Annotated in this window: 24 protein-coding genes; 2 read left to right on the top strand and 22 right to left on the bottom strand. The window is 58.0% G+C overall.

Going from position 1 to position 26,827, the window contains the following annotated elements:
• Positions 1-132: 132 nt before the first annotated feature.
• The 19 genes from BMW84_RS03615 to BMW84_RS03525 all read right to left on the bottom strand — a co-directional run bounded on the left by BMW84_RS03615 (position 133) and on the right by BMW84_RS03525 (position 21,531).
• Entirely contained in the window at positions 133-714 is a 582-nt protein-coding gene (locus BMW84_RS03615) for a YflT domain-containing protein (RefSeq protein WP_091064547.1), read from the bottom strand.
• 157 nt (positions 715-871) lie between these two features.
• Positions 872-3,367 carry an ATP-dependent helicase HrpB gene (hrpB, locus tag BMW84_RS03610; protein WP_091064545.1) on the bottom strand — a complete coding sequence of 832 codons (2,496 nt, stop codon included), beginning with the start codon at positions 3,365-3,367 and terminating at the stop codon, positions 872-874.
• Between the two features lie 37 nt (positions 3,368-3,404).
• Positions 3,405-3,797: a DnaJ family domain-containing protein gene (locus BMW84_RS03605; RefSeq protein WP_091068025.1), complete on the bottom strand. Its 393-nt coding sequence runs from the start codon at positions 3,795-3,797 to the stop codon at positions 3,405-3,407.
• Between the two features lie 117 nt (positions 3,798-3,914).
• A complete protein-coding gene (locus BMW84_RS03600; protein WP_091064543.1) occupies positions 3,915-4,724 on the bottom strand; it encodes an SDR family oxidoreductase in 810 nt (269 codons plus the stop codon).
• A gap of 151 nt (positions 4,725-4,875) precedes the next feature.
• Positions 4,876-5,742: a transglutaminase family protein gene (locus BMW84_RS03595; protein ID WP_091064541.1), complete on the bottom strand. Its 867-nt coding sequence runs from the start codon at positions 5,740-5,742 to the stop codon at positions 4,876-4,878.
• A complete protein-coding gene (locus tag BMW84_RS03590; RefSeq protein ID WP_091064540.1) occupies positions 5,739-6,692 on the bottom strand; it encodes an alpha-E domain-containing protein in 954 nt (317 codons plus the stop codon). Before BMW84_RS03590 ends, BMW84_RS03595 begins: the two co-directional genes overlap by 4 nt.
• A gap of 47 nt (positions 6,693-6,739) precedes the next feature.
• Complete coding sequence (locus BMW84_RS03585) at positions 6,740-8,203, bottom strand: circularly permuted type 2 ATP-grasp protein (protein WP_091064537.1); 1,464 nt, start codon at positions 8,201-8,203, stop codon at positions 6,740-6,742.
• 377 nt (positions 8,204-8,580) lie between these two features.
• Positions 8,581-9,570: a signal recognition particle-docking protein FtsY gene (gene ftsY / locus BMW84_RS03580; protein ID WP_091064536.1), complete on the bottom strand. Its 990-nt coding sequence runs from the start codon at positions 9,568-9,570 to the stop codon at positions 8,581-8,583.
• 21 nt (positions 9,571-9,591) lie between these two features.
• Complete coding sequence (gene smc, locus BMW84_RS03575) at positions 9,592-13,161, bottom strand: chromosome segregation protein SMC (RefSeq protein WP_091064533.1); 3,570 nt, start codon at positions 13,159-13,161, stop codon at positions 9,592-9,594.
• Between the two features lie 254 nt (positions 13,162-13,415).
• Positions 13,416-14,120, bottom strand: coding sequence for a ribonuclease III (rnc, locus tag BMW84_RS03570; protein ID WP_091064531.1), 705 nt, complete (start codon positions 14,118-14,120; stop codon positions 13,416-13,418).
• Between the two features lie 13 nt (positions 14,121-14,133).
• Positions 14,134-15,372, bottom strand: coding sequence for a beta-ketoacyl-ACP synthase II (fabF, locus tag BMW84_RS03565; RefSeq protein ID WP_091064529.1), 1,239 nt, complete (start codon positions 15,370-15,372; stop codon positions 14,134-14,136).
• Positions 15,373-15,574: 202 nt separating this feature from the next.
• The gene (locus BMW84_RS03560) at positions 15,575-15,808 is read right to left on the bottom strand and encodes an acyl carrier protein (protein WP_019911228.1); all 234 of its coding nucleotides are present in this window, start codon (positions 15,806-15,808) and stop codon (positions 15,575-15,577) included.
• Between the two features lie 122 nt (positions 15,809-15,930).
• Positions 15,931-16,680: a 3-oxoacyl-ACP reductase FabG gene (gene fabG, locus BMW84_RS03555; protein WP_091064526.1), complete on the bottom strand. Its 750-nt coding sequence runs from the start codon at positions 16,678-16,680 to the stop codon at positions 15,931-15,933.
• A gap of 31 nt (positions 16,681-16,711) precedes the next feature.
• Entirely contained in the window at positions 16,712-17,653 is a 942-nt protein-coding gene (gene fabD, locus BMW84_RS03550) for an ACP S-malonyltransferase (RefSeq protein ID WP_091064525.1), read from the bottom strand.
• 78 nt (positions 17,654-17,731) lie between these two features.
• Complete coding sequence (locus BMW84_RS03545; protein ID WP_139209583.1) at positions 17,732-18,721, bottom strand: beta-ketoacyl-ACP synthase III; 990 nt, start codon at positions 18,719-18,721, stop codon at positions 17,732-17,734.
• Between the two features lie 8 nt (positions 18,722-18,729).
• Positions 18,730-19,719, bottom strand: a complete 990-nt coding sequence (gene plsX, locus BMW84_RS03540; protein ID WP_091068023.1) for a phosphate acyltransferase PlsX — start codon at positions 19,717-19,719, stop codon at positions 18,730-18,732.
• Entirely contained in the window at positions 19,703-20,299 is a 597-nt protein-coding gene (fapR, locus tag BMW84_RS03535; RefSeq protein WP_091064520.1) for a transcription factor FapR, read from the bottom strand. Before fapR ends, plsX begins: the two co-directional genes overlap by 17 nt.
• A 482-nt stretch (positions 20,300-20,781) precedes the next feature.
• On the bottom strand, positions 20,782-20,955 hold the full coding sequence (rpmF, locus tag BMW84_RS03530; protein WP_090574082.1) for a 50S ribosomal protein L32: 174 nt from the start codon (positions 20,953-20,955) through the stop codon (positions 20,782-20,784).
• Positions 20,956-21,009: 54 nt separating this feature from the next.
• On the bottom strand, positions 21,010-21,531 hold the full coding sequence (locus BMW84_RS03525) for a YceD family protein (RefSeq protein ID WP_091064517.1): 522 nt from the start codon (positions 21,529-21,531) through the stop codon (positions 21,010-21,012).
• A 206-nt stretch (positions 21,532-21,737) separates the two neighbouring features.
• Here BMW84_RS03525 and BMW84_RS03520 point away from each other — a divergent pair, with 206 nt between their 5' ends.
• Complete coding sequence (locus tag BMW84_RS03520; RefSeq protein ID WP_091064514.1) at positions 21,738-22,976, top strand: nucleotidyltransferase; 1,239 nt, start codon at positions 21,738-21,740, stop codon at positions 22,974-22,976.
• On the opposite strand, the gene BMW84_RS03515 is transcribed toward BMW84_RS03520, so the two are convergent.
• The gene (locus BMW84_RS03515; RefSeq protein ID WP_175498752.1) at positions 22,966-23,994 is read right to left on the bottom strand and encodes a SepM family pheromone-processing serine protease; all 1,029 of its coding nucleotides are present in this window, start codon (positions 23,992-23,994) and stop codon (positions 22,966-22,968) included. The genes BMW84_RS03520 and BMW84_RS03515 overlap by 11 nt on opposite strands.
• Before the next feature lie 152 nt (positions 23,995-24,146).
• On the opposite strand from BMW84_RS03515, the gene BMW84_RS03510 reads away from it, so the two are divergent.
• The gene (locus BMW84_RS03510; RefSeq protein ID WP_091064511.1) at positions 24,147-25,403 is read left to right on the top strand and encodes a nucleoside recognition domain-containing protein; all 1,257 of its coding nucleotides are present in this window, start codon (positions 24,147-24,149) and stop codon (positions 25,401-25,403) included.
• Here the strand turns inward: BMW84_RS03510 and coaD are convergent.
• Positions 25,375-25,893: a pantetheine-phosphate adenylyltransferase gene (gene coaD, locus BMW84_RS03505; protein WP_091064508.1), complete on the bottom strand. Its 519-nt coding sequence runs from the start codon at positions 25,891-25,893 to the stop codon at positions 25,375-25,377. The genes BMW84_RS03510 and coaD overlap by 29 nt on opposite strands.
• Positions 25,877-26,476, bottom strand: a complete 600-nt coding sequence (gene rsmD / locus BMW84_RS03500) for a 16S rRNA (guanine(966)-N(2))-methyltransferase RsmD (protein ID WP_091068019.1) — start codon at positions 26,474-26,476, stop codon at positions 25,877-25,879. The genes coaD and rsmD overlap by 17 nt, the downstream gene beginning before the upstream one ends.
• Positions 26,477-26,827 lie beyond the last annotated feature (351 nt).

The raw sequence follows: 26,827 nt of genomic DNA, 5'->3' as shown, positions 1-26,827 counted from the left end.
GAATCGTCCGGAAAAACCATTGCTGTCTGAGCAATATCACTTCCGCATAAGAACAGTAAAAAGCGGCGGCAAGGTATACCCTGCCGCCGCTTTCTTATGTTTATTTAGGTCGCTTCGCGTTCAGTTGGCTGCTTACAGCGGCTTACGCGGGTCATCTGCCGGATAACGGTCCGCATAATCCGTCGTCCGCACTGCCGCCGGGTCATCCGGATACAGGCTGTCATAGCGGCTTGCATTCAATGAACGATTGTCGCGGAAGACCCGGTGTATGTCACGGCCGCGGCCGTTCTCATCGACCAGAACCAGGATTTTGCCTTGGTCCACGTAGTTTTCGTAATCTTTGGCCTCATCCTCCGGAATTCCAAGACCGATAAGGCCGCCGACAAGACCGCCTGCTCCTGCTCCTACTGCTGCACCCGTTATGGTCGCCACAATAGGGCCGGCCGCGAGAATCGGGCCGATGCCCGGAATCGCCAGTGCGCCGATGCCTGCAAGCAGACCGGCTACGCCGCCGATGACGCCGCCGGTTGCCGCACCGGTTGCCACGCCTTCGGGTGCCATCGTTCCGGTATCGTCCGAAATGCTCTTCAGATCGTCGCGGTCGCGGGAGATGACCGAAATTTCATCATTGGTGAATCCCTGCCGCTGTAGTCCTTCAATTGCTCTGGTCGCTTCCTGTTCTGTATCAAAGATGCCTACAATCTTCTCTGCCACATGAAGCCCTCCTTCGTAATTGTCGTTCGCTCTTTTATTACCCCGACAACAGGAAGTACTAACAGGCATTTGGCTAAAGATTTTATTTGCGTCCCGTCTCCGGTAAAAAGCGATGAAAGGCGGATTAATTGCTCTATCATTATTTGCCCTATCTTTATTACTTCTGCGGCGGGCGGACCCGGCTTGTTGGAACCGCCTGACGCGGATCCTCCGGCCAGTAATGCTTCGGATACCGTCCCTTGAGATCTTTTTTCACCTCGAAATAGGCGCCGCTCCAAAAACTCGCGAGATCGGATGTCACCTGCACCGGACGCCGTGCCGGCGACAGGAGGTGCAGCAGAAGCGGTACCCGTCCCTTCCCGATCCGCGGCGTTTCTTCCAGCCCGAACATCTCCTGCAGGCGGACTGCAAGCACCGGCATCTCCGGATTGCTGTAATCGATCGCGACCCGCGAGCCGCTCGGAACGGCGATGTGGGTCGGTGCTTCCCGCTCCAGCGTCTGCCGGCTGTTCCAGTCGAGCAGCCCCTCCAGCGCGCGGGCCAGCGGAATCCGCTGGAGGTCCTTCAGGCTCCGCATGCCGTGCACATACGGGGCCAGCCAATCCTCCAGCATCCCGAGCAGCGCGGCGTCGCAGACATCCGGCCAGTCGGCGCGCTGCCCGTGCATGAACGCCAGCCGTTCCCGCAGCTGGAGCGTCGCTTTGTCCCAAGGCAGCACCTGCAGGCCTTGGGCGCGGACGGCGGCAAGCAGCGCTGCCGCCGTCTCTTCCGGAGTCGGCCGTGCGTCTGCCGACTCCTTCAGGACCAGCGCGCCAAGCAACGTGCGGCGGCGCGCTTTCACGCTCCCGCTGGCGTCATCCCAGTAGACCTCCCGCTGCTCCGCGATCCGGTCTTTATGGTGGAGCAGCAGGTCGGCTTCCGAAAGTTCCGCCGCCAGCAGGATGCGGCTTTGCCCGGCCTGGTCATCGACGGCCGCGGCAACGATGTACGCTGCCCGCGCGAGGAGATCCCCCTCGCGCAGGGCAGCCCCGCGGCCGCCGGAGAGCAGGAAGGCGCCGCCGCCCCGCGTTTGCCCGATCCGGTCCGGATAGGCAAACGAGAGCAGCAGCCCGGTGCGCTCCGCGTCACCGGGCACCGGCGCAGCAGCCAGCCGCAGCTGCGCCTCCAGCGTGCGGGCTTCGCGCAGTACGGCGCGAAGACCCGCAGGGTCAGCTCCGCCCGTGTCGGCGGAGCGCTCGTACCGCAGCAGCGCCTCGGCGCGGAGCGCGAGGTCGCCGCCGGCGGCGGGACCGCGCAGCAGGTCCCGCTCCTGAAGCAGCGCCGCGAGCCGGCAGGCCAGCGGCGCCGCGTCAAGCTCGGCCGCGCGCAGCAGCATATGCGCGGTCCGCGGGTGCGCGCCCAGCAGCGCCATGCGGCGGCCGTGCGCGGTGATGGCGCCGCCGGCGTCCAGCGCGCCGAGCTCGCGCAGCAGCGCTGCACCCTGCGCGTACGCAGCCGCAGGTGGCGCGTCGAGCCACTGGAGCGCGTCCGGGCGCGCTCCCCACAGCGCCAGCTCCAGTGCGAGCGGCGCCAGATCGGCTTCGAGCATCTCCGGCACCTGATCGTCCGGCAGCCGATCATGCTCCTCGCGGCTCCACAGCCGGTAGCACACGCCGGGTGCAGTCCGTCCGGCCCGGCCGCGCCGCTGATCCGCCGAAGCTTTGGATACCGGCACCGTCGTCAGTCGCGGCATACCGGTGCGCGGGGAGAACACCTGCGTACGCCGCAGGCCGGTGTCGATCACCGTGCGCACCCCTTCGATCGTCAAGCTCGTTTCCGCAATCGAGGTCGCCAGCACGACCTTGCGTTCTCCCTTGACGGACGGGGCCACCGCAGCATCCTGCTGATCCTGCGGAAGCTGCCCGTACAGCGGGCGCAGCACCGTGCCTGCCGGCAAGCTTCCGCCCGCCAGCTCGCGCTCGGTACGCCGGATCTCGCGCTCGCCCGGAAGAAACACCAGCACGTCGCCGGGCTGTTCCGCCAATGCACGGCGGACGGCCGCCGCTGCGCGCTGCTCCAGCGGCAGCTCCGTTTGCAACGGGCCGCGCGGAAGATAGACCGTCTCGACCGGGAACGTCCGCCCCGGCGATTCCAGCACAGGCGCGCCGCCGAGCAGCGCCCCGACGCGCTGACCGTCCAGCGTCGCCGACATGACCAGGATACGCAGATCGTCGCGAAGCACCGCCTGTGCCTCCAGAGCCAACGCCAGCCCGAGATCGGCATGCAGGCTTCGCTCATGGAATTCGTCAAAGATCACCAGCCCGACCCCCTCCAGCGACGGGTCCTGCTGCAGCATGCGCGTCAATACGCCCTCTGTGACCACCGTAATCCGCGTGTCTTTGCTTACTTTCGTTTCATTGCGCATCCGGTATCCGACGGTTTGACCGGCTTGCTCACCTTTTGCCCGGGCCATATAGACCGCTGCCGAACGGGCGGCAAGCCGGCGCGGCTCGAGCATGAGAATGGTTTGGCCGGCCAGCCACGGCTCGTCCAGCAGCGCGGGTGGCACGCCGGTTGTTTTCCCGGCGCCCGGCTCGGCGATCAGGACAGCGGCGCGGTTTGAACGCAATGCCGTTTGAAGCTCAGGTATAATTTGTTGAATCGGAAGCGTCATGACAATCTCCATCGTATTCATAATAGTCTAGCAATGTTCACTCTTCGCCAAGCAGTTTTCGCCGCACGGCTTCTTCATAAGCGCCGAAACCGCCGCCCTCCACGCCGCGTTCCTGCAGGAGCTGCTGCAGCCGAAACCGTTTCAGGGACAGTTTCGTCTCCAGTTCCTTCATCGCGCCGGAAGCGGCACCGCCTTCATTTCGGCAAGCGGCCAGCATTTCCTCCAGCGTTACGCATTCCTTGCGCAGGATCAGCTCTTCCGGCAGCACGCCGGCATTTTTCATAATTTTGAAAGACATCCTCAGTTCTTCGGGCACGCCCGACAAATCCTCCAGGTTCAGCGGCTTGCCGTGGCCCGGCAAATGGTCAAACGCTCCGCTGCGCATCGCCTCCTGAATCCGCTGCTCCGCCAGCCAGGACATCATTGCCATCGCCTCTAATTTTGAATCCAAGCATATCCTTCTATTATAAGCACCGCCACGATGAGCGACAACAGCAAACAACCCCGAGCGCGCGTGCGCACCGGGGCTCTACCGTCTTTAATACTTTTACGAAAGCAGCGATTCCGCACCGTCGATGACAATCTGCGCGCCCGTAATATGGCTGGACTCATCCGAAGCCAAAAAGGCGACCAGATCGGCCACGTTCTCCGGCTTGCCGGGCCCGTCAGCTAGTGGCTGCGCGCCTTGCGGGAACTCGATCGGGATCACGATTTCCTCCACTTCCTCATTGAACTCCGTACTCTCGTCGATGTTGGTCGAGATCGCTCCCGGACAAATAACGTTTACCCGGATTTTGAATTTCGCCAGCTCCAGTGCAGCCATCTTGGCAAAGGCGACCTGGCCCGCTTTGGTCGTGCTGTAAGGCGACCAGCCGAAGCTGGTAAACCTGTAGTTACCGTTAATGGAACTCGTGATAATGATGCTGCCCTTTCCCTTTGCTTTCAAATGAGGAATGGTATATTTCAAGGTCAAAAAGGTTCCCGTCAAGTTGACGGAGATCGTGCGCTCCCAATCCTCGATGCTCAGTTCTTCAATGGGGCCGACTACCCCGTTAATCCCGGCATTGGCGAATACGACATCGACGCCGCCAAAATGCTCCACCGTCCGGCGTACCGCTTCCTCCATGCGACCGTTGTCGGAGGTATCCACATCGATGGCCAGCGCACAGTTATCCCGCAGTTTGTTCAGCTTTTTCGCCAATACAGCCGTACGTTCGTTCACCAGGTCGAACAAAGCGACATTGGCACCCTCGCGAGCCAGCTGGATCGCTGCCGCTCTGCCGATTCCGGAGCCTGCACCTGTAATTATCGCGGTTTTTCCGATAAATCGCTGTTTTTTCGTCATATTCGGGGTCATATGTACTCTCTCCTCTCGATGTTTCTGTAATCCGGGTTCTTTTTCAAGATTACCCAAATCTCCGGCGATTATAATCAGATGGTGCAAATTTTGCACAAGCTGATGCTGAAAGCGCAAAAAGGCCCGCTTGCGCGGGACCTTGATCACTTCTTCAATTGTCGATCCGCCGCACGTCCACCTTGACGTCCAGCGTGCCGGCCACACCGCGGTATACACCTTTGACCGGGACGATATCTTTGTAATCCCGGCCGTGGCCGAGCTTAATGTAACGCCAGTTCACCTCGATATTGTTGGTTGGATCAAAGCCCAGCCAGCCGGTTCCCGGTATATGCGTCTCCACCCAGGCATGGGAGGCCTGCTCGAAATCGGCGTTTCCGCCCTGCAGGTCGCCGACAAAATGATAGCCGCTCACGTAACGCGAAGGCAGGCCGACGCTGCGGCAGACCGCGATCATCAGATGGGCGTAATCCTGACAGACGCCGCGTTTGAGCTTGAGCGCCTTTTTCACGGTCGTGTTGACGCTGGTCGCCTCCGGATCGTACGTAAACTGCTCATATATGGTCGAAGACAGCTTTTTCAGCCAGTCGTACATATCCTCCGATTCATCAAAAGGGTGCTGCGACGCAAACTCCACCAGTTCGGGCGTCACTTCGGTGTAGCGTGTAGGCAGCATAAATTCGATGTACCGGTTCTGGAACTTCTCTTCGCCCAGTATCCGGATCTGCTCCTCCAGCGGTACCCGCGGCAGGTCGGCACCTTGCGCTTTGTCCAGCGTCACGACGGTCGCCTTGGTCTGGATCACCATTTCCGTATGCGGCTTGTTGACGGAGTACGCATGTACCCGGTTGCCGAAGAAATCCTCGTACGTCATCAGCTGCGCCGGGGGAAATACCTCAACCTCATGGTGATAGCAGGACTGCCTGTAATTGGTGCGCGGCGTCAGCCGGATTTCATTGACACTGTCCGTCACCGGCTCGGGGTAGGTGTATGTGGTCGTATGGTGGATTTGTATTTTCATGCAAAAGCTCCTTCGCGGCGAAAAAAGGCGCCTTCCATCGTTTTGCCCAGCTTCTGGCAGGACAGCATCAGCGAACCCAGCACGTCGTCGATCAGATCGCCATGCATCTCGTCCTTCTCCATATAATCCAGTTCGGCCTTCAGCTTGCCGGCCTGGCGGATGACTTTTTCATGCCCGGAGCCCCGTTCGGAAGAGTCCAGCTCCAGTTTGGCTAAATGCTCCTCCAGCTTGTGAAACGAATAGCGGATCGAACGCGGGAACTGGTGATTCACAATCAGGAATTCAAGGATGCTTTCCGGCGACATGGCGTCGGCATAATACCGGCGGAACGCCTGATATCCGCTCACCGACTTCAGCACGGCCTGCAGCAGCGTATAAACCGCGTTGATATCTTTATCTTTGCAGGAGGACGTCACCGACTGCAGAATCCGCGTCGTATTCTCCGCACGTTCCAAAAAGCGTCCGCTCTCGATGAAATGCCACTCGTTGCAGCGCAGCATCACGGATTGTTCCGCCCCAAGGAACATGGCCGCCCGTTCTTTGACCTGCTGGTAAAATGGATGCGGTCCCTGCATGATGTCGGCCACGCTCTGCTCCGCAAGCCATAGATTAAAGCCGTTGATGATATCCCACAGCTCGCTGGGCAGCTGCTGCCGGAGCGTACGCAGATTATTTCTCGCCTGATGCACGCATGAGAACAGTGAATTGGAGTTGCCGAGATCCAGCGTAATGAACGACAGTACATTTTGCTCAGAGAATGCCGCATACTGCCGCTGATATTCCTCCCGGACACCGAGCGCGTCAATCAGTCTCGACCATTTATGCCCTTCTTCCTGAAAATCCTCCGCTTGCTGTATATGATAATGCACATCGATCAACCGTGCGTGGTTCTCCGCCCGTTCGATGTAACGCCCGATCCAGAACAATGCTTCCGCATTCCGATTCAGCATTGCAGCCACTCCCTCATTAGTTATTGAGCCCGTGAACTACCGCGTTATCAAGCGATGACCCAGGTATCCTTGACGCCGCCGCCTTGCGAAGAATTAACGACCAGCGAGCCCTCCTTCATGGCCACCCGGGTCAAACCGCCGGGAATGACATGCGGTTTACGGTCTGCGCCCATCAGCACAAACGCGCGAAGGTCGATATGGCGCGGCGCCATCGACTCCCCGCTCAGCACCGGCGCCCGCGACAGCGACATGATCGGCTGGGCGATGTACCGGGAAGGATCGGCCAGTATCTTCATCCTGAACGCCGCCAACTCTTCCTTGGTCGCTTCCGTCCCGATCAGCATCCCGTATCCGCCGGACAGCGAGGTCTCTTTAACGACCATCTCGGACAAATGCTCCAGCACATATTGACGCTCCAGCGGGCGCGAAAGCAAATAGGTCGGCACATTGTTCAGGATCGGTTCTTCGTTCAAATAATAGCGGATCATATCCGGAACATACACATACATCGCCTTGTCGTCGGCCACACCGGTACCCGGTGCATTGGCGATCGCGATATTGCCGGCCCGGTAGGCGTTCATCAGCCCGGCGACGCCAAGGAGCGAGTTCGGCTGGAAAGCCAGCGGATCAATGTAATCGTCATCCAGCCGGCGATACAACACGTCTACCCTGCGCAGCCCGTTCATCTCGCGCAGATAGATTTTGTGGTCCTGGGCAACCAGATCCCGCCCTTCCACCAGATGAATGCCCATTTGCTGGGCCAGGAAGGCATGCTCGTAATACGCCGAGTTGTATTCGCCGGGAGTGAGCAGCGCAATCACCGGATCTTTCGTACGCGAAGGCGACAGGCTGCGCAGCACGGATAAAAAGCGGTTCAGGCTGTGCTCCACGTCCCGGATGGAGTTCGAAAAGGACAGTTCGGGGAACAGCTGATTCATCAAGGAGCGCCCTTTAAATAAGTAGGAAAAACCGGACGGTGTACGCAAATTGTCTTCAAGCACATAATATTCGCCGTCATGATGGCGGATCAGGTCGATCCCGGAAGTGGTAATGTACGCACCGCCCGGTACACGCAGGCCGGCCATTTCCGGACGGAAATAACAGTTGGCGATGATCATGCGCCGCGGTACGATGCCGTCTTTGACGATGTACTGCTCATGGTAAATATCGTGGATAAATAAGTTCAGTGCGGTAACTCGCTGGATAATGCCGGCTTCAAGCTTCTCCCACTCGTTCTTCGGTATGATCCGGGGGATCATGTCAAACGGAATCGTCCGTTCCATCGGATGCTCCTGCTCCGGATTGTACAGCGTAAATGTGATCCCCTCTTCCATCATTCTGCGCTGCATCAGCTTCTGTTTGCCCTGCAGCTCTTCGGGGGTCATCCCGGAGAACTTGTGGTGTACATGCTTGTAATGAGAGCGGACGCTCCGTTCATCGGCATACATTTCATCGTAATAGTGCTCGAGCGGGTACGGAGACAGACCGGGCATTGGATCAAGTTTTGACATGAGCCCGACTCCTTTCGGATCAATAAGTGTGTAATCTTTAGTGACAGCAAAATTGAAATTCATGAAAATATACAATGAAAACTAAATTTTGTTATTCCCATCATACGTGAATGTCAATTTTGATGTCAATATATATAACAACGAAATGGAGTTTAGGAGCGTCCCTCCTAATTGAAATCGCTTCCTTTCTCCTTCGGATAGTCTGCGGGATGCGGACAAGTGGGTTACATAGAATTGTATGCGGGCGCGTTGACAAGCATTACTATTATGAATTTTTCATATAATGAAATGTATATAGTTATTTTTGCGTAAAAAAAGAGCCGGAACATGATGTTCCGGCTCTTTTCGGCGAGACGCCCTTGGCAGCGGCGGTACGCTTAAGCTTCTTCGGTTTCTTCGGTAATCAATCCCGAAAACAACGCATGTACAAATTGTTCGGAATCGAAGGTCTGCAGGTCTTCCATCTTCTCGCCAAGCCCGACCAGCTTCACCGGCAGGTTCATCTCCTGGCGGATAGCAATGACGATGCCACCCTTGGCGGTGCCGTCCAGCTTGGTCAGCACAAGGCCGGTTACGCCGCTTTTTTCGCCGAACAGCTTGGCTTGCGTCAAAGCGTTTTGTCCGGTGGTCGCATCGAGTACCATCAGCACCTCATGCGGAGCGCTCGGAATTTCGCGTTGAATGACGCGGAAAATCTTGTTCAGCTCTTCCATGAGATTCGTCTTGTTCTGGAGCCGGCCTGCGGTATCGCAGATCAGCACGTCGACGTTCCGCTGCTTGGCGGCTTGCACGGCATCAAACATGACTGCCGCCGGGTCGGAACCGGCTTGCTGCTTGATGACCTCCACACCCGCGCGTTGCCCCCATACCTCAAGCTGCTCGATTGCGCCTGCGCGGAAAGTATCGCCCGCAGCGAGAAGCACTTTTTTGCCCTCCTGCTTGTAGCGGTGGGCCAGCTTGCCGATGGTCGTCGTTTTGCCGACGCCGTTGACGCCGACGAACAAAATGACGGTGATGCCGTCCGGATTCTCACGCAAACGGTTGTCGTCATCGCCGCGCAGCAGCTCCATCAGCTTGCTCGACAGGATCGGCTGCAGCTCCGCCGCATCCTCGATCCGCTGCTTCCGCACTTCGGCACGCAGCTCGTCGATCAGCTTCAAAACCGTATTCACGCCGACGTCGGCGCCGATCAGAATCTCTTCGAGTTCCTCATAAAATTCCTCGTCTATCTTTTTCCGGCGCGTAATGAGGTCGGCGACCTTTTCGACAAAGCCTTTGCGCGTTTTTTCCAAACCATCGCGGAAGCTTTTGGTCACACTTTCCGTTTTGCCGGAGATGCTGTCTTTCAGTTTTTTGAAAAAGCTCATATTTGACCTCCTCTATCGTCTTTAAGCAATCTCCGCTTCTTCGTCCTCCAGCTTGACGGACACGAGCTTCGACACGCCGCCTTCTTCCATGGTGACACCATAGAGCACGTCGGCTTCCTCCATCGTGCCTTTGCGGTGGGTGACGACGATGAACTGGGTCTGCTCGGAGAACTCGCGCAGATATTGGGCAAAACGTACAACGTTCGCTTCGTCGAGCGCGGCTTCGACTTCATCGAGCACGCAGAACGGAACCGGCTTGACCTGCAGGATGGCAAAGAGCAGCGCCATCGCCGTCAGCGCCCGTTCACCGCCGGAAAGCAGTTGCAAATTTTGCAGCTTTTTGCCTGGCGGCTGAGCCACGATGTCGATGCCGGTATCCAGCATATGTTCGGGGTCGAGCAGCTGGAGGTCGGCGCGGCCGCCGCCGAACAGCTTCGAGAAGACGGTGCCGAATTCGCGGCGGATCGCGTCAAAGGTCTGCTTGAACCGCTTCGACATTTCTTCTTCCATTTCGCGGATAACATGGTACAGCGTCGTTTTCGCTTCCACCAGGTCGTCTTTTTGCCCGCTCAGGAACGTAAAGCGTTCATGTACCCGCTGATATTCCTCGATTGCGCCCAGATTGACCTCGCCAAGCGCAGAGATGGCGCGTTTCAGCCGCTGCACATCGGCCTGCGCTGCAGCGATATCTTCGGGAACGGGATACCGCTGCTTCGCCAGCTCGTAGCTCAGCTCGTATTCGTCGCTCAGCTTGCGCAGGATATTGTCCAGCTCGACATCAAGACGGTTTGCGGCAATTTCCGTCGCCCGGAGTTTGTCTTCCACTTGTTTTAGCGCCTGACGCTGATCTTTCGTCTCCCCCTCAGCCAATTCGAGCTTACGCGAAAGCGAAGAACGTTCCGCGCGGGCGAGATCAAGCGATTCAGCCGCGGATTCCTTTTTCAGTCGGTAGCTGTTCAAATCTTCCTTCTGCTGTACCATTTCCTTGGTATTCTGCTCCAGATCGCGTTCCACGGTCAGCAGCATATTGCGGCTCTGGCTCAGCTCCTTCTCCTGCGAGCCTGCTTCATGCTTCATACGGCGCAGCTGCCCTTCCAGCGAGAAGATTTCCTGGTCCAGCTTCCCTTCCGCAACCTTCATGCCCGTCAGCTTGCCCTGCAGCTCCTCTTTGGCTGACTCGCTGGCTTTACGCGCTGTCTCGGCCGTACGGATGGCTTCATGGGCATGCTTCTCTTCTTGCTCCAGCTTGGCCAATTCGGCAGCCGCTGCTGCACGGCTCTCGTCCAGCGCCTTTACTTCGCTCTCAAAACTGCTGTGCTCAGCGCCGGCTTCGTCCACCTGCTCCTGCACATGGCGAAGCTCCTGGTCCAGCTGCTTCAGGTCACCGGAGACGCGCTGCTCTTCCAGCCGCTTCTCGTCGCCGCTGTGACGCAGCTCTTCCAGCTTCCGCGCCGCCTCTTCCTGATCCTGGCGCAAGCGCCCGATGCTGGCCTTCAGCTTGGCAATCTGCCGCTCGCTCTCTTCGATCTCGCCGGCAAGCTGATCGAGCTGGCGTTTACGGCTCAGCAGGCTGTTATTCTTCTTGTGTTGGCTGCCGCCGGTCATCGATCCGCCGGCATTGACCACGTCGCCTTCCAGGGTAACGACACGATAACGGTACTGGCAGCGGGCGGCTATGCGGTTCGCCTGCTCCAGGTTTTCCGCTATCACGACGTTGCCGAGCAGGCTGCCGATAATGCTGGCGTATTTATCTTCGAACCCTACGAGCTCGGAGCCGATGCCGACAAAGCCTTCCGCCCCTTCGACCATGGACCGGTCACTGCCGGATATTTGCCGCGAGCGGATAACGTCAAGCGGTAGGAAGGTAGCACGTCCCAATTGGCGCTGCTTCAGAAAAGCGATCGCCTGCCGGGACACCGCCTCATTCTCCATGACGATATGCTGCAGGGAAGCCCCGAGTGCGGTTTCGACCGCCATCTCCAGCTTCTCCGGCACCGCGATCAGTTCCGCGACCGCCCCGTGCACGCCGCTCAGCTGGCCCTTGCGGGCGCCTTTGAGCACTTCCTTGACGCCGAGCATAAAGCCGTCAAAATCGTCCTGCATTTCTTTCATCGTCTCGTGGCGGGATACTTGCGCTTCCCGCTTCTGCTCCCATTTGCGGAGTCCCGCTTGGGTTTCTTCCAGCAGCTTCTGGCGTTTGCCGGTTTCTTCGCTTTCTGTGATGTACCGGCTCCGCAGGGTTCCGATTTCAGCAGACACCGCAGCAATCTTGGTTAGTAGCGCCTCTTTGGCGGAAGTCAACTCCGTCAGCCGAGCAGTCCATTTTCCGCTTTCCTCCTGGCTGCGGCTCATCCGCCGCTCCAGGCTTTCCTTCTGCTGCTCTGCGTAGCGGATCTCATTGCGGGCTTGCGCCATAGCATTCATCAGCTCAAGCAAAGAGCTTTTCAGCGTTTCCTCCGCGCTTTGGCTGATGCCGCCGGTTACGCCTTCCAGGCGTGTTTCTTCGGCAGTGATTTCGCCGCGCAGCGTCTCCAGCGCCAACCGAGCCTGCTGAAGCTTCTCCTCCAGCTCAGCCAGCTCCCGTTCGCGCCCAGCCGAACGTTCGTCCGCCGAGCCGAGCGACAGCAGTAGCTGTTCGCGGTTATTTTCCAGGTTGCGCTTACGCTCTTTCAGCAGCTCGGCGTAACCTTCGCTTTTCTCGTAAGCTTCACTGAAACGGAGCAGCTGTTCCTGAAGCTGTTCGACCTTCTCTTCCAGCAAACGCAGCTCAGCCCGCCCGCTTTCCAGCTTGGCATCATGCGCTGATACGATGGTCGAAAGCTCTAATTGCTCGCCCTTTAGCGTCTCCAGACGGGCATTGCCTTCCTTCCACGCTGTATGAATCTCTTCAATTTGATGCACGTACACGGAAATCTCGCGATTCTTGAGCTGCTCGCGCAACTCCTTGAACTTAAGCGCCTTTTCAGACTGCTCCTTGAGCGGCCCGACCTGATCCTCCAGCTCGCTGATCAAATCATGAATCCGCAGCAGGTTCTGCTCGGTTTCATCCAGCTTGCGGGTAGCATCCTTTTTACGGGATTTATATTTAACGATGCCGGATGCTTCCTCAAAAATCCCCCGCCGGTCTTCGGAACGCGTACTGAGAATTTCCTCGATCCGGCCTTGTCCGATGATGGAATACGCCTCGCGGCCGATGCCGGTATCCATGAACAGTTCCGTAATATCCTTCAATCGGCAAGCCTGTTTGTTGATTAAATATTCGCTGTCCCCGCTGCGGTGCACGCGCCGCGTTACCGTGACTTCGTTAAAATCCAGCGGCAACACATGGTCTGCATTGTCCAGCGTGAGCGATACCTCGCCGAAATTGACCGCTTTGCGCGCGTCGCTGCCGGCAAAAATAATATCTTCCATTTTGCCGCCGCGCAGCGATTTCGCGCTCTGCTCCCCAAGCACCCAGCGGATACCGTCGGAAATATTGCTTTTACCGCTTCCGTTCGGCCCGACCACGGCGGTTATCCCGCGCACGAATTCCATTTCCGTTTTATCGGCAAACGATTTGAAGCCTGCCAACTCTATCCGTTTCAAAAACATGACTCGCCAATCACCTCTGCCCTATTATACCATAGCGTTTCCCCGGTCTGTCTGAAAATCCCCCACAAGGTGGAGGGTTGACTTCAAAGCGGACCCAGGTACTTGCGGGGACCCCGAAAACCGCTTTTCTTCCGAAAAAGAGCAGCAAAGGCCTGACTTTCGCCAAATTGGCGGCATTCAGACCATTGCTGCTCTTCTCCGCTTGCTTGTCCTGCCTCCGGCATAAACAACGCAACTGCCTGCCTAACCGGTCTTCAGGCGCCTTCGTTCTTCAGCTGTTGCAGGGCCGCGGCTGCGGCTTGCTGCTCCGCTTCCTTCTTCGAACGTCCGCTTCCCTTGCCCAGCGAGCGGCTGGCCATAAAAACCTCGGAGACAAATTCGCGTTCATGCGCCGGGCCACGTTCTTCAACAATCCGGTATTCCAGCGTTCCCATCCCATGATGCTGTATCAGTTCCTGAAGCTCTGTTTTAAAATCGCTCATCTGCATCTGCAATTTGCCGTCCGTTTCCACCAGCGGGAAAACATGGCGGTCCAGGAATCCCCTCGCCGTATCCAAACCTTGGTCGAGGTAAAGCGCTCCCACAAAGGATTCGAACACATCGGCTAAAAGAGCCGGGCGGGTACGGCCGCCCGTCAGTTCTTCACCTTTACCCAGCAGCACATACCGGCCAAAGCCGAGGCTTTCGGCGAATTTGACCAACGACGGCTCGCAGACGATGGCCGCGCGAAGCTTAGTCAGTTCGCCCTCCGGACGGTCCGGCAGCAGGTTGTACAGATACTCCGAAACGGTCAGCTCCAGAACCGCGTCGCCGAGAAATTCGAGACGTTCGTTGTCCTGGTGCTGACTGAACCGGTGTTCATTCACATAGGAAGCATGGGTAAAAGCCTGCTTCAGAAGCGCAGCATCGTGAAATTGGATTTGAAGTTGCTGTTGTAACTGCTTCAGGTCGCCTTTCACGCTACTATTCTCCTTAGGAATTGTATTTTTTGAGAATCACCGTTGCATTGTGTCCGCCAAATCCGAAGGAGTTGGACATCACAATATTCAGGTCCGCTTTGCGCGGTACGTTCGGTACATAATCGAGATCGCAATCCGGATCTTGATTCTCCAGGTTGATCGTTGGCGCAATCATGCCATTCCCCAGAGACATTGCGCAGATGATCGCTTCCACGCCGCCGGCTGCCCCGAGCAAATGGCCGGTCATCGACTTGGTGGAGCTTATCGCGATCTTGTAAGCATGCTCGCCGAGCGCCTTTTTCACGGCAGCCGTTTCCGACTTGTCGCCAACAGGCGTGGACGTTCCATGCGCATTGATGTAATCAATTTCCTGCGGTTCAATTCCGGCATCGCGGATCGCCATCTTCATGCAACGCGCTGCGCCGTCGGGATCAGGCTCAGTCATATGGTGAGCATCGGCGCTAAGGCCGTAGCCGATGACCTCGGCATAAATTTTCGCTCCGCGCTTCTGGGCATGTTCCAGCGATTCCAGAATCAGAATGCCGGCGCCTTCGCCCATAACAAAACCGTCACGGTCGACGTCAAACGGACGGCTTGCTTTTTGCGGATCATCGTTGCGAGTGGACATGGCCCGCATTGCGCAGAAGCCGGCCATACCGGTCGGACGGATGGTGGCTTCCGAACCGCCGCAGATCATTGCATCCGCATCTCCGCGCTGGATCAGACGGAAGGATTCGCCAATGGAGTGGCTTCCCGTCGCGCAAGCGGTCACTGTCGTCGTATTCGGGCCTTTCGCTCCCAGATTAATCGATAATTGCCCGGAGCCCATATTCGCGATCATCATCGGGATAAAAAACGGGCTGACGCGTTTTGGACCTTTCTCCAGCAGCAGATTATGATTGTCTTCCCAGGTTCCGAGGCCGCCGATACCGGAGCCGACCGATACGCCGATTTTTTCAGCGTCGATATTTTCACCGATTTGCAGTCCGCTGTCCTTAAGCGCATCTTCGCCTGCGGCCAGAGCAAACTGTACGAAACGGTCCATCTTACGCGCTTCCTTGCGGCCAAACCGTTCCTCCGGATCAAAATCCTTCACTTCGGCAGCGATCCGCGTCGGATATTCGCTGACATCAAAGGCTTCGACCAGCGATACCCCGGACTTTCCGTTCATCAGGTTCTCCCAGAAGGTATCCAGATCTTTGCCGAGGGAGGTTATAACCCCCATACCTGTAATGACTACTCTATGACTCAAACGCATTCACCCCATCTGATTTCTAATTCATCCGCAAGCTATATAAAGTCAATCCCCGCGCCGCAGCTGCGCGCACGGTTCAGTACATTCCCTGTGTTGATATGCCAAACCCTGAGCCGGGCATCCGGTGATGCCGTCCAAAGCGCTGTAAAATGAGGAGAAGTCCCGCCCTAGCGGGAACGGGACCCTCAATCATATGACACTAGGTATGAGATTGTATGTACTTCACAACTTCACCCACGGTCGTAATCTTCTCTGCATCTTCATCAGAGATTTCCATATCGAATTCATCTTCCAATTCCATGACCAATTCCACTACATCGAGAGAATCAGCACCCAAATCATCTTTGAAAGACGCTTCTAATGTTACCTCAGCCTCATCGGCACCCAAGCGGTCGATGACAATGCGTTTTACACGCTCCAATACATCGGACATCCGGTTCACCTCCTCTTTTGGTATTATACGAGATATGAAGTCAAAATACCATAGAGCGCAAAAAACGCTTTCCGGAGCTTCACTCTCTCCCCCCGCAACCCTTTTTTACAAATGCTGTGGAGTTACATGTACATGCCGCCGTCTACGTGAAGCGTCTGGCCGGTCATGTATGCCGCCCCTTCCGAGGCCAGAAAAACTACCGAGTTCGCAATGTCCTCCGGCCGCCCAAGCCGGGCTAAGGGAATTCCCTTTTCCAGCTCGCCGCGGACTTCATCGGACAACTGACGGGTCATATCGGTATCAATGAACCCCGGTGCCACGCAATTGACGGTAATGCCTCTGGAAGCCAGCTCGCGCGAGGCGGATTTCGTCAAACCGAAAATCCCCGCTTTGGCTGCGGCATAATTGGCTTGGCCTGCATTGCCGATTGCGCCTACCACCGACGAAATGTTGATGATCCGGCCGTAGCGCTGTTTCATCATTGGTCGCGTGGCGGCTTTCAGGCAGTTGAACACGCCTTTCAGATTCGTTTCGATCACCTGATCGAACTCTTCTTCTTTCATGCGCATGATGAGGTTGTCGCGCGTAATGCCCGCATTGTTGACGAGTATATCAATTTTGCCCCACTTCGCGATGACTTCCTTCACCAGCTGCTCGGCTTCCGCGCTGCTGCCCACATTGCCCTGCAGGGCGATGCCTTCCGCACCGAGCTCGGCGATCCGATCCACCGTCTCCTGCGCGGCTGCCGCGCTTCCCGCATAATTGACGGCCACGTTCACGCCTTGCTCGGCAAGCGCGAGCGCGATGGCGCGGCCGATGCCGCGCGATCCGCCGGTCACCAGGGCGACCTGGCCTTTAAGTGATGAGAACATGCAGTTTCTCCTTTCGCATCTCAGCCCATTATTATTCGTTCGCGGCCGCTTCGTCAAGCGCCTGCAGGCTTGCCAGACTGTTGACGTTGATCACTTTGACGGTTTTGTCGATCTTGCGGATCAGGCCTGCCAGCACACTGCCGGATCCGATCTCCACGAACGTATCGACGCCTGCGGCAATCAACCGCTCCACAGAATCCTGCCAGAGCACCGGCGAATACACTTGCTTCACGAGCAGGCTGCGAATCTCTTCCGGATCGGTAACCGGCTCCGCTGTCACATTCACGACCACGGGCACGGATGGCGCGCGGAAGGTCACTTTTTGCAGTTCAGCTTCGAGACGCACCGCCGCTTCTTTCATCAGCGAAGAATGGAACGGACCGCTGACTTCAAGCGGGATCGCCCGTTTGCCGCCGGCTTCCTTTACGCGTTCGACAACGGCATTTACGCCTTCCGCCGAGCCCGAAACGACGATTTGTCCCGGGCAGTTGACGTTAGCCAGCTCTACCGGCGTGCCGGCAGCGGCAATATCGCTGCACAGTGCGGCAAGCGCATCGCGCTCCGCCCCAAGTACTGCCGCCATTGCGCCTTGTCCGCCCGGCACCGCTTCTTCCATGAAGCGTCCGCGCAGGCGCACCAGACGAACGGCGTCTTCGTATTCGAGCACGCCGGCGGCAACCAGCGCGCTGTATTCGCCAAGGCTGTGGCCAGCTACATAAGCGGGCGTTAGTCCGTGCCCCTTCAGCGCCTCCAAATAAGCTACGCTGGCGGTAAGCAGCGCAGGCTGCGTATTTGCGGTCTGCTTCAGATCGCTGTCCGGTCCTTCAAACACAAGCCGGCTCAGCTCAAAACCAAGCGCCGCGTCGCCTTTTTCAAAGATTTCCCGGCTTTGCGGAAGCGCGTCGTAAACATCCTTGCCCATTCCGACGGCTTGAGCGCCTTGGCCCGGAAACACAAATGCGATTGTACCCATTGAGTATATACCCCTTCCACTAAACGTAAACGGTCGGACCGCGCGAAAACATCCGTACGCGGGCCGTTTCCGGCCAAATTACCAGATGAGCAGCGAAGCGCCCCAGGTCAAACCGCCGCCGAAGCCGACCATCAATACCTTGTCGCCTTCCTTGATGCGTCCTTCTTCGGCTGCTTCCACCAGCGCGAGCGGGATTGATGCCGCCGAGGTGTTGGCGTATTTGTCGACATTGACGACAACCTTCTCTTCCGGCAAATCAAGCCGCTGCATAGCGGACTGGATGATGCGGATGTTCGCTTGATGCGGCACGAGCAGATCAATATCTTCTTTGCCGAAGCCGGCTTTGGTCAGCACGCGTTCGGTAGCCGTGCCCATGACGCGCACGGCAAACTTGAAGACTTCGCGGCCGTTCATGTAGATGAAGTGTTTCTTATCTTCGACGGTTTGCGCGGATGACGGCAGACGCGAGCCGCCGGCTTCAAGCTTCAGCAGGCTGCCGCCGGAGCCCTCCGCACCGAGGTCGAACGACTGGAAGCCGCGGCCTTCCGGCACTTCGCCGACGATAACCGCTCCGGCCCCGTCGCCGAAGAGCACGCAGGTGTTACGATCCGTATAATCCGTAATGCGCGACAAGGTGTCTGCGCCGATAATTAGTGCATTGTTGTACATGCCGTTTTGGATAAAGCCGGTCGCCGTTGCAAGGCTATAGACGAAGCCTGAGCAGGCCGCCGACAGGTCAAACGCCGCAGCGCCCTTGGCGCCGAGCTTATCCTGCAGAATGCAGGCCGTCGAAGGAAATGCGCTGTCCGGGGTAATCGTCGCTACAATAATCAGATCCAGATCTTCGGCTTTCATGTTGGCCGATTCCAGGGCGCGCAGCGCCGCTTCGTAGGCCAGATCAGAGGTCGCCTGTTCCGGGGCGGCGATATGCCGCTCGCGGATACCGGTCCGGGAGACAATCCATTCGTCATTCGTTTCGACCATTTTTTCCAGGTCTGCATTGGTCAATATTTTCTCGGGCACATATTTACCTGTTCCGATAATGCCCACAGAGCGCAACTGTTTCATATCGTCACTCACTTCCCGCTAATTTCCTTGGATATACTGGCCACAAGGTCCGCCTTCAGCGCAATGCGCGCTTGTCTTACCGCATTCTTAATCGCATTTCCGTCCGAGGAACCATGCCCTTTCACTACCAGGCCGCTTAAGCCCAGAAGCGGAGCTCCGCCATGTTCCTTGTAATCCAGCTTGCCCTTTAGTCCCCGCAGCTCCGGCATCAGCATGGCGGCACCGAGCTTAGTCTTTAGGGACTTGCTGAACTGCTGCTTGAGCAGAGAAAACATCGCTCCCGCCGTGCCTTCCAGCGACTTGAGCAGGATGTTGCCGGCAAAACCGTCGCAGACGAGCACATCGCAGTTACCGGTCAGCACGTCTCTAGCTTCAACGTTGCCGACAAAGTTGATGCCCGGCAGAGCTTCAAGTAGCGGATACGCTTCTTTGGTCAGCTCGTTGCCTTTGCCGGGCTCCGTGCCGACATTCAGCAGTCCGACCCGCGGATTCGCAATGCCATGCACCTTGCTGCGGTAGAGACTGCCCATCAGCGCGTACTGCGCCAGATGCTGCGGCTTGGCGTCCATGTTCGCGCCAAGGTCAAGCGCCAGAACGCCGACATCGTCGAGCGTCGGAATCATCGGCGCAAGCGCCGGACGTTCGATGCCCTCCATCCGGCCGACGACGAGCAGTCCCGTTGTCATGAGCGCGCCTGTATTCCCTGCGGAGATCATCGCCTCCGCTTCGCCTTCGCGGACCATGCGGCCGGCGACGACCATGGACGAGTCCTTCTTGCGGCGTACCGCCTTGACCGGCTCGTCCTCCGGTTCAATGACTTCGCTGGCATGGCGGATCGTCAGGTTAGACGGTCTGCCGGTCAGCAGCGGCGTCAGCTTCGCTTCATCACCGACAAGCACAATTTGCGTGTCGGTGTATTCCGCGGCTGCGGCGAGCGCCCCCTCGACATTGCTTGCGGGTGCGTTATCTCCCCCCATCGCATCAATTGCGATCAGCACTGCGGATTCCCCCTTCGCTGTATTCTTCGATTGCGGACCGGTACACGACAAAATGGCCCTGAAACACCAGTTCTTCTCCAACGTACGTAAAAACATCCACTTCCGCTTTGCCGCCCCGTCCCGCGAGCGAACGCACCTGCGCTTTCGCGATGCATTTCTCTCCGAGCCGGACCATACGCACAAACCGGATATCGGCGCTGGCCGTCAAGGCAATCTCGTCGTTGATCACCGCCACGGCAAGCGAATTGGCTTGACCAAAGACATAGTGCCCCCGGGCAATGCCGTTCCGGGAGAACACATGCTCCTCGCGGATTTCAAAAATCGAAATGCCGCTCTTGTCGAGTTGGAGGTCGACGATATCCCCGACGACTTCATCGGCAGGCAACGAGCGGACCTGATCGTAGGAATGCTCGGCCATCTGCTTCATCCGCTCGCGCAGCTCCGGAATACCCAGCTCCAGCCGGTCCAGCCGGATGGTCTGAATGCTCACCTTGAGCTGTCGTGTCAGCTCTCTGTCGGTAACGAAAGGATTGACGTCAATTATGTTCAGCAGCTGCTGCTGCCTTTCTTTCTTGGACATTCGCTCGATCGCGGCTCACCTCCGAGGCGCCTGCTATAGCAGCAACCGGCCGCAGGAAAGGCCGCTGTAAGTATAGCTCCAGACCCATAAGATATAAATTAGAACCAGGTACTAATATGTAGTATAAAGCATCCTTCGGGAAAAATAAAGCATTATATCAAGGGCAGTCCGCCGGGCACGGACAGGCCTAGTCGAAAATTGGAGGGTGTAACGGACCCAAGAGGTCTTATTTGCTGAAAAACCGCTTTTATCGGAACGCAACAGACCTGAGCGCCGCTGAGAATGTTCACCCTACCGGCGGGAAGAAGCCGGACGATAAGAAACACGGCGAAAAGAACCCCGCCGCCATTCGCCTGGACACATCATCAAAGCCCAATGCCCAACATCGGCCAGCATTCTAGAGTGTTCTCACCCGCCTACTGATAAAAAAGCGCATAAAAATAGCATCCCGCCAATGGCGGGATGCTATTCCCGAGCTCAAACTATTGTTTGATGATCTCTCTAGCTTTGTAAGTTCCGCATACTTTGCAAACGCGGTGAGACAATTTCAATTCGCCGCATTGTTCGCATTTAACCATGCCCGGAACAGCCAGTTTGAAGTGCGTACGACGTTTGTCGCGACGCGTCTTGGACGTTCTGCGTTGAGGTACTGCCATGTGTTTCCACCTCCCGATTCCCTGTTAAATCCCGCCGACACGCGGGCTTTGTTCTTAGTCGTCTTGCTTGGTAAAGAGTCCTTTCAACCCAGCGAAGCGAGGATCAATCACCGTGTTGTCGCAACTGCAGGTGCCTTCGTTCCAATTTTGTCCACATGTCTGACAAAGACCAAGACAGTCTGCCTTGCACAATACCGAATCCGGCAAGTGCAGTACGAAGTTCTCTTCCACGAAGGGAGCAAGCTCCACGACCTCATCCGAAACATAGATGAGATCTTCGTCCTCGTCATCGGGAAGAAGGGGCTGTTTCAGCCACCGGTAAGTCTCAGCAAAAGGAATATCCAGTTTCGTTCTTACTTCGGCCAGACAACGTGAGCAGAGCATTACCGCCTCACCGCGGAGTGTTCCTGCCACGTCCACCGTATCGGTGCCCGCAGGCAACGCCTTAAGGTCTACCGAAAGCGGAGATACGGACAAAATATCCTTGCGCCCTTTGACGGCCTCGCTTACATCCAAAGTGCCGTGGATGTGTTCCGGCTCGTCGGCGTTTGCTATTTTGCGAAAGTGAATCTTCATTTACGATCACTCCAAACAAACAAAAATTATTATACCTATCTTTTCCGTGTTTTGTCAACGATTTTCGTTAAGTGTTTCCGAGAATCGTTGAACCCTCACAGGCTTTCCTTCATATTGTTTCAACAGGCATGACAATTTATGATATAACTAAGCCCTAAGGTTTGCAAGCGTAGTTACATTCCATCCAAAAACGGAGTTGAGCCCTCTTGACTACAGTCGGCATTATTGCTGAATATAACCCGCTGCATAACGGGCATGTCCATCATTTTGAAGAAGCGAAGCGGCTATCCGGCGCGGATCGCGCCGTCGTCGTGATGAGCGGGCCGTTTACCCAGCGCGGCGAGCCGGCGGTGGCCGGCAAGCGAGCGCGCACCGAGATGGCGCTTCACATGGGCGCCGATCTCGTGCTGGAGCTGCCGGTGGCGTACGCCTTGCAGCCGGCAGAATGGTTCGCCTTCGGAGCCGTCTCCCTGCTGGACGCCACCGGCGTCGTGGACAGCCTCTGCTTCGGCTCCGAAGCCGGCAGCCTGGCGCAGCTGCTGCCGCTGGCCGCTTTTCTCGCTGAGGAGAGCAGCGAGCTGAAGGACGCCTTGCGCCGCCAAATGGCGGAAGGCGCAAGCTTTCCCGCCGCGTTCAGCCAGGCCGCGGCGGAAGCCTGGGCCGCTCCGGGCGAGGGCAGCCCGGAGACGGCCATGGCGGCCGAGCTGCTGCGCCAGCCGAACAACAGCCTCGGCCTGCACTACCTGATCGCGCTGCAGCGTCTCGGCAGCGCGATCAAACCGCTGACCGTGCCGCGCACCGGTGCGGGCTTCCACGATCCGCTGCGGCCCGGCTCCCCGATCGCCAGCGCCACCGCCATCCGCCGCCTGCTGCTGGAAGGCGGGTCCCCGGCGGCATACCTGCCGGCTTACAGCAGCGAGATCCTGGCCCGGGAGCAGGCGGCCGGCCGGGGACCGGTGCAGGCGGAGGATTTCGCCCCCCAGCTCCGCCATGCCCTGCTCACCCGCAGCGCCGCCGAGCTTCGCGGCCTGCTGGATGTTAACGAAGGGCTCGAGCACCGGGTGAAAAAAGTTCTCCCGGGGCTTGAGCCCTTCAGTGTGGCCGGTCTGCTGCAAGCGCTGAAAAGCAAACGCTATACGCATACCCGGCTGCAGCGTATGTTGATGCATATCCTGCTGAATCACGGCAAGGAAGAGCTGTCGCCCGCCCGCTTGGCTGAGGGCCCGGCGTATATCCGGGTACTCGGCTTCCGGGACAGCGGCCGCGAGCTGCTGAAAGCGATGAAACGGACCGCTTCGCTTCCCGTCATCACCAGCGCCGCGCGCTTTGACCATCCGCTGCTGGAGCGCGATGTCCAGGCAGCGGCGGTCCATGCTGCGGCGTATCACCCTTCCGCGTCCCGCGATTGGTTCGCGGATTATCTGGAGCCGCCGGTCATGGGGTGACCGGCAGTTCCTTCAGGTAGGCCAGCGCGTCATCCAGCGTCTTGACCTTGACCAGCTTCATGTCGGTGCCGATCTGATCGGCCTTCTTTTTCGCTTCCTCGTAATTTTTCTCCGGCACAAAAAAGATTTCCGCATGTTTGCGGTCGGCCGCGACAATCTTATGCTTCACGCCGCCGATCGCTCCGACATTGCCGTCGGCATCCATCGTTCCCGTTCCGGCGATCCGGTGGCCCTTCGTCAAATCGCCCGGCGTCAGCCGGTTATAGATCTCCAGCGTAAACATGAGGCCGGCCGACGGGCCGCCGACATCCGTACTCGCGAAGCTTACCGCTTTGCCCTTTTGCTCCGGCTCAACCTTCTGTACAGCCCCGATCATAACGCCTAACCCCGGCCGCGCCGGGCTATCTGCTTTGTCCTTGACTTCTACCAGCGCCACCTGCTCGGACAATTCCTTGTCTCCGCGGTGCAGCCGGACAGTAACCTTATCGCCGACATGGTATCCGGAGAGCAGCGTAGACAGCGCCGCGGGATCCGGCACCGTTTTTCCATCGACGCTGATGATCTTGTCGCCGGGCTTGAACTGCCCCTTGTTGGCCGTATCCGGCACGGAAAAGACGAACAGATAATCGATGACATCCGCATAAGGCACTCCCGCCGCGCGGTACGCCGATTCTACGGCCGAAGACTGCGAGCTGCTCATATAGTAGACCTGCTGGGCGGCGTATTCCTGCACCGTTTTGTCCTGAAGCCGCGTCTCCTTGCTGATGATCTCGCTGTTTGGATTAAATAACGAAGCGACCAGGAGCGCGACATTGGCGTAGCTTGCCGACACCGTCGTCATCATGAAGACGCCTTTTTCCTCCGGATCGGCATTCTCCACTTTGATCATCGGCGCAACCTCGGAGGCACTCCCCGGCTGATACACGATATATGGCGTATTCATAAAAACGGCAACATACAGGATGACGATAAACGTAAACAAATAGGCGAAGACCCGGAAGCCCGCCCGGCGTTTCATGGTTCCCAAATCCGTCCCTTCTTTCCCGGAGCCGCTGGTTTTGATTACTGCTATGGCATGAACGGCTTGCATGGCATGACGGCAGCCCTTGACGCATAAGTTGTAAACAAGCTCTGCCGTTTGTCCTAAGTTATGATGAGGTGATGCCGAACATGAATCTCTTTAAAATAAAACGGACCGCCGCAAGCGCGCTCCCGCTGCTGTCCGGCGCGCTCGCGATCCTGCTTGCCGTCTCGATTATCCTTGCGCCGGAATCCTCCTTCGCGGCCTCCCTGCAGGGCGTCAAGCTGTGGTGGACGCTGGTCTTTCCGGCGCTCCTGCCGTTTCTCATCCTCTCGGAAATGCTGTCCGCTTCCGGTTTCGTCCACGCGCTCGGCGTCCTGCTGTCACCGCTGATGACCCGGCTCTTTCGGCTGCCCGGCGCCGGAGGCTGGACGCTGGCGCTGGGTCTGACCGCCGGATTCCCGGCGGGCGCGGAGAGCGCCGCGAAGCTGCACAAGCAAGGCGGCGTTACCGCAGACGCTGCCGCCCGGCTGGCCTCGCTAGCCCACTTTGCCAGCCCCGTCACGATCGTCATCGTGATCGGGACGGGGCTGCTGCACAGCCCGGAGGCGGGCTATGTGCTGCTGGGCGTGCACTGGGCCGCCGGGCTCCTGGCGGGCGTCACGGCGGCGCGGCTGCCGCGGCAAGCCGCCCCGGCTCCGGCCGGCGGAGCCGATCCCGCAGCGCCGGGTTCAGCCGCGGCCGGCCAAACGCCGCGGGGGCGGACCCGCGCCTCGCTGCCGGCGCGCATGCACCAGGCTGCGGCGGATGCGCGGGCCGCCGACGGCCGCAGCTTCGGCAAGCTGCTGGGCGAATCCGTCACCGCCGCCGTGGCGCGGCTCATGGTCGTCGGCGGCTTCATTATCATCTTCGCCGTCGCCGTCAACATCCTCGGCGCGCTGCTGCCGCTGCTTCCTGCAGCCCTTGGCCCTGCGCTGCTGGAAATGCACCTCGGCGCAAATGCGCTGGCCGTTAGCCCGCTTCCGGCCACCACTCAGCCATCGACAAGCGCCCTCACACTCGCGCTGATGTCCGCAGCCCTCGGCTGGAGCGGCATTTGCGCCCAGCTGCAGGCGGTCACGGCGCTGCGGCCGGCGAATGCCGCGCTGCGCCCGTTCGCCGTGCAGCGCGCGCTGCATGCGCTGTACGCTTTTGCACTGACGCCGCTCTGCTGGAAGTCCTTATCCGCCGCCGGGACGCAGGCGCTACCGGCGTCCGCCGGCGCGGATGTCTCCGTCCGGACGCAAGCGGGCAATTTATGGAGCTTTATTCCCGGGCTCCTTGGGCTGCAGGCCATGCTTCTGATTGGGCTAACGCTACTCTCTGCAATCGTGTATGTTATTTACCGCCGCCGTCCAGCCGGTTGAACTTGCGCATCATCGCCTGTTCGACTTCCGGTGTGACAAAGTCGGAGACGTTGCCGCCGAAATGGGCGATTTCTTTGACCACGCTGGAGCTGAGATAGGAATATTTCGGGTTCGTCATCATGAAAATCGTCTCCGCATCGGGACTCAAGCTGTGATTGATCGATGCGTTCTGCAGTTCGTATTCAAAATCGGTTACTGTGCGGATACCGCGTACGATTACCTGCGCATCCTTTTGCCGCACGTAATTGACCAGCAGATCCCGGAAGCTGTCGACCTCGACATTGGGCAGATCCGCCGTAGCCTGCCGCAACAGTTCCGTACGTTCCTCTACTGAAAACAGCGGATTTTTGCTTAAATTGTTCAATACCGCAACGATAAGCCGGTCAAACTGCTTGCCCGCCCGCTGGATGATATCCATATGTCCCAGGGTGACGGGATCGAAGCTCCCCGGATATATGGCGACACGCTCTTTTCTAATTTGCAGGCTCATCGTTATCCTCCCCGCCGTCTTCGGCTTGTTTCGTATCATATTTATAGATGGCGACAGCGGTCTCGCCGTATACTGCCTTGCGCAGCTGGCTAAAGCCCGGAATGTCCTCCGGGTAGCCGTAACCCGATTCATGCTCCAGCACAATAAGCGCACCGGGTCTCAGCAGCCCTTTTTCAACCATCGCCAGCATCAGTTCTGCTCCATGCTTCAATCTGTAGGGCGGATCCAGAAACACCAGATCAAATGCCCGTCCCCGTTTCTCCAGCGCTCCAAGCGCGCGCGATGCATCGTTGCGGTAAACCTCTGCCTGCGCCTCCAGCTTGACCGCCTTCAGATTGGCTTTCACCGTCTCGATGCTCTTCGGCTCCATATCGACAAATACGGCCTTGTCCATCCCCCGGCTCAGCGCCTCAATGCCCAGCCCGCCTGTCCCGGCGAACAGATCCAGCGCCTCTCCGCCTTCAAAATAAGGCCCGATCATGCTGAATACCGCTTCCTTCACCTTGTCGGTCGTCGGCCTTGTCCCGTTTCCGGGTACACTGCGCAGCGGTCTGCCCTTTGCGCTTCCCGATACCACTCTCACCGTCATCACCTGCTTAATCTCTCTGTTAGTGAATTATGCCCATGTAGGCGCACAAGTCTTAGCCTATCGTACCACAATTGCCGATTGAAATAAAAAGATTGTCCAACCGATGTATAAGACCGCAAAGAGGCGGACATCCTGTAATTATCGACATCAAAAAATGTCGTAGACAACCGCGGAGCAGGCTTACGTTTCCCCATAAGCTCTTCGTCCGGTTTCTCCTCTCCCATGAAAGAGGCTCCCGAAAGGGAGCCTCGATTTTTTTTTGCCTGACCGGCATTAGCAACCTAGTCGCTTGTCGGTGCAGCGGTAAGATTCTGGATATCCTCCGAGCCAAAGAGGAGCAGTGCA

The organism is Paenibacillus sp. NFR01 (assembly GCF_900111565.1).
Lineage (GTDB): Bacteria > Bacillota > Bacilli > Paenibacillales > Paenibacillaceae > Paenibacillus_AQ.
This window is presented reverse-complemented; position numbering and strand designations above follow the sequence as displayed.

Excerpts from the sequence above, each read along its gene's own strand:
- BMW84_RS03510 (WP_091064511.1), top strand. The coding sequence starts at position 24,147 with ATGAATCTCTTTAAAATAAAACGGACCGCCGCAAGCGCGCTCCCGCTG.
- hrpB (WP_091064545.1), bottom strand. The coding sequence starts at position 3,367 with ATGACGCTTCCGATTCAACAAATTATACCTGAGCTTCAAACGGCATTG.
- fabG (WP_091064526.1), bottom strand. The coding sequence starts at position 16,680 with ATGTTCTCATCACTTAAAGGCCAGGTCGCCCTGGTGACCGGCGGATCG.
- BMW84_RS03600 (WP_091064543.1), bottom strand. The coding sequence starts at position 4,724 with ATGACCCCGAATATGACGAAAAAACAGCGATTTATCGGAAAAACCGCG.
- rpmF (WP_090574082.1), bottom strand. The coding sequence starts at position 20,955 with ATGGCAGTACCTCAACGCAGAACGTCCAAGACGCGTCGCGACAAACGT.
- BMW84_RS03525 (WP_091064517.1), bottom strand. The coding sequence starts at position 21,531 with ATGAAGATTCACTTTCGCAAAATAGCAAACGCCGACGAGCCGGAACAC.
- BMW84_RS03515 (WP_175498752.1), bottom strand. The coding sequence starts at position 23,994 with ATGAAACGCCGGGCGGGCTTCCGGGTCTTCGCCTATTTGTTTACGTTT.
- fabD (WP_091064525.1), bottom strand. The coding sequence starts at position 17,653 with ATGGGTACAATCGCATTTGTGTTTCCGGGCCAAGGCGCTCAAGCCGTC.
- fapR (WP_091064520.1), bottom strand. The coding sequence starts at position 20,299 with ATGTCCAAGAAAGAAAGGCAGCAGCAGCTGCTGAACATAATTGACGTC.
- smc (WP_091064533.1), bottom strand. The coding sequence starts at position 13,161 with ATGTTTTTGAAACGGATAGAGTTGGCAGGCTTCAAATCGTTTGCCGAT.
- BMW84_RS03585 (WP_091064537.1), bottom strand. The coding sequence starts at position 8,203 with ATGTCAAAACTTGATCCAATGCCCGGTCTGTCTCCGTACCCGCTCGAG.
- BMW84_RS03595 (WP_091064541.1), bottom strand. The coding sequence starts at position 5,742 with ATGAAAATACAAATCCACCATACGACCACATACACCTACCCCGAGCCG.
- BMW84_RS03590 (WP_091064540.1), bottom strand. The coding sequence starts at position 6,692 with ATGCTGAATCGGAATGCGGAAGCATTGTTCTGGATCGGGCGTTACATC.
- coaD (WP_091064508.1), bottom strand. The coding sequence starts at position 25,893 with ATGAGCCTGCAAATTAGAAAAGAGCGTGTCGCCATATATCCGGGGAGC.
- ftsY (WP_091064536.1), bottom strand. The coding sequence starts at position 9,570 with ATGAGCTTTTTCAAAAAACTGAAAGACAGCATCTCCGGCAAAACGGAA.
- BMW84_RS03545 (WP_139209583.1), bottom strand. The coding sequence starts at position 18,721 with ATGAAACAGTTGCGCTCTGTGGGCATTATCGGAACAGGTAAATATGTG.
- BMW84_RS03560 (WP_019911228.1), bottom strand. The coding sequence starts at position 15,808 with ATGTCCGATGTATTGGAGCGTGTAAAACGCATTGTCATCGACCGCTTG.
- BMW84_RS03605 (WP_091068025.1), bottom strand. The coding sequence starts at position 3,797 with ATGGCAATGATGTCCTGGCTGGCGGAGCAGCGGATTCAGGAGGCGATG.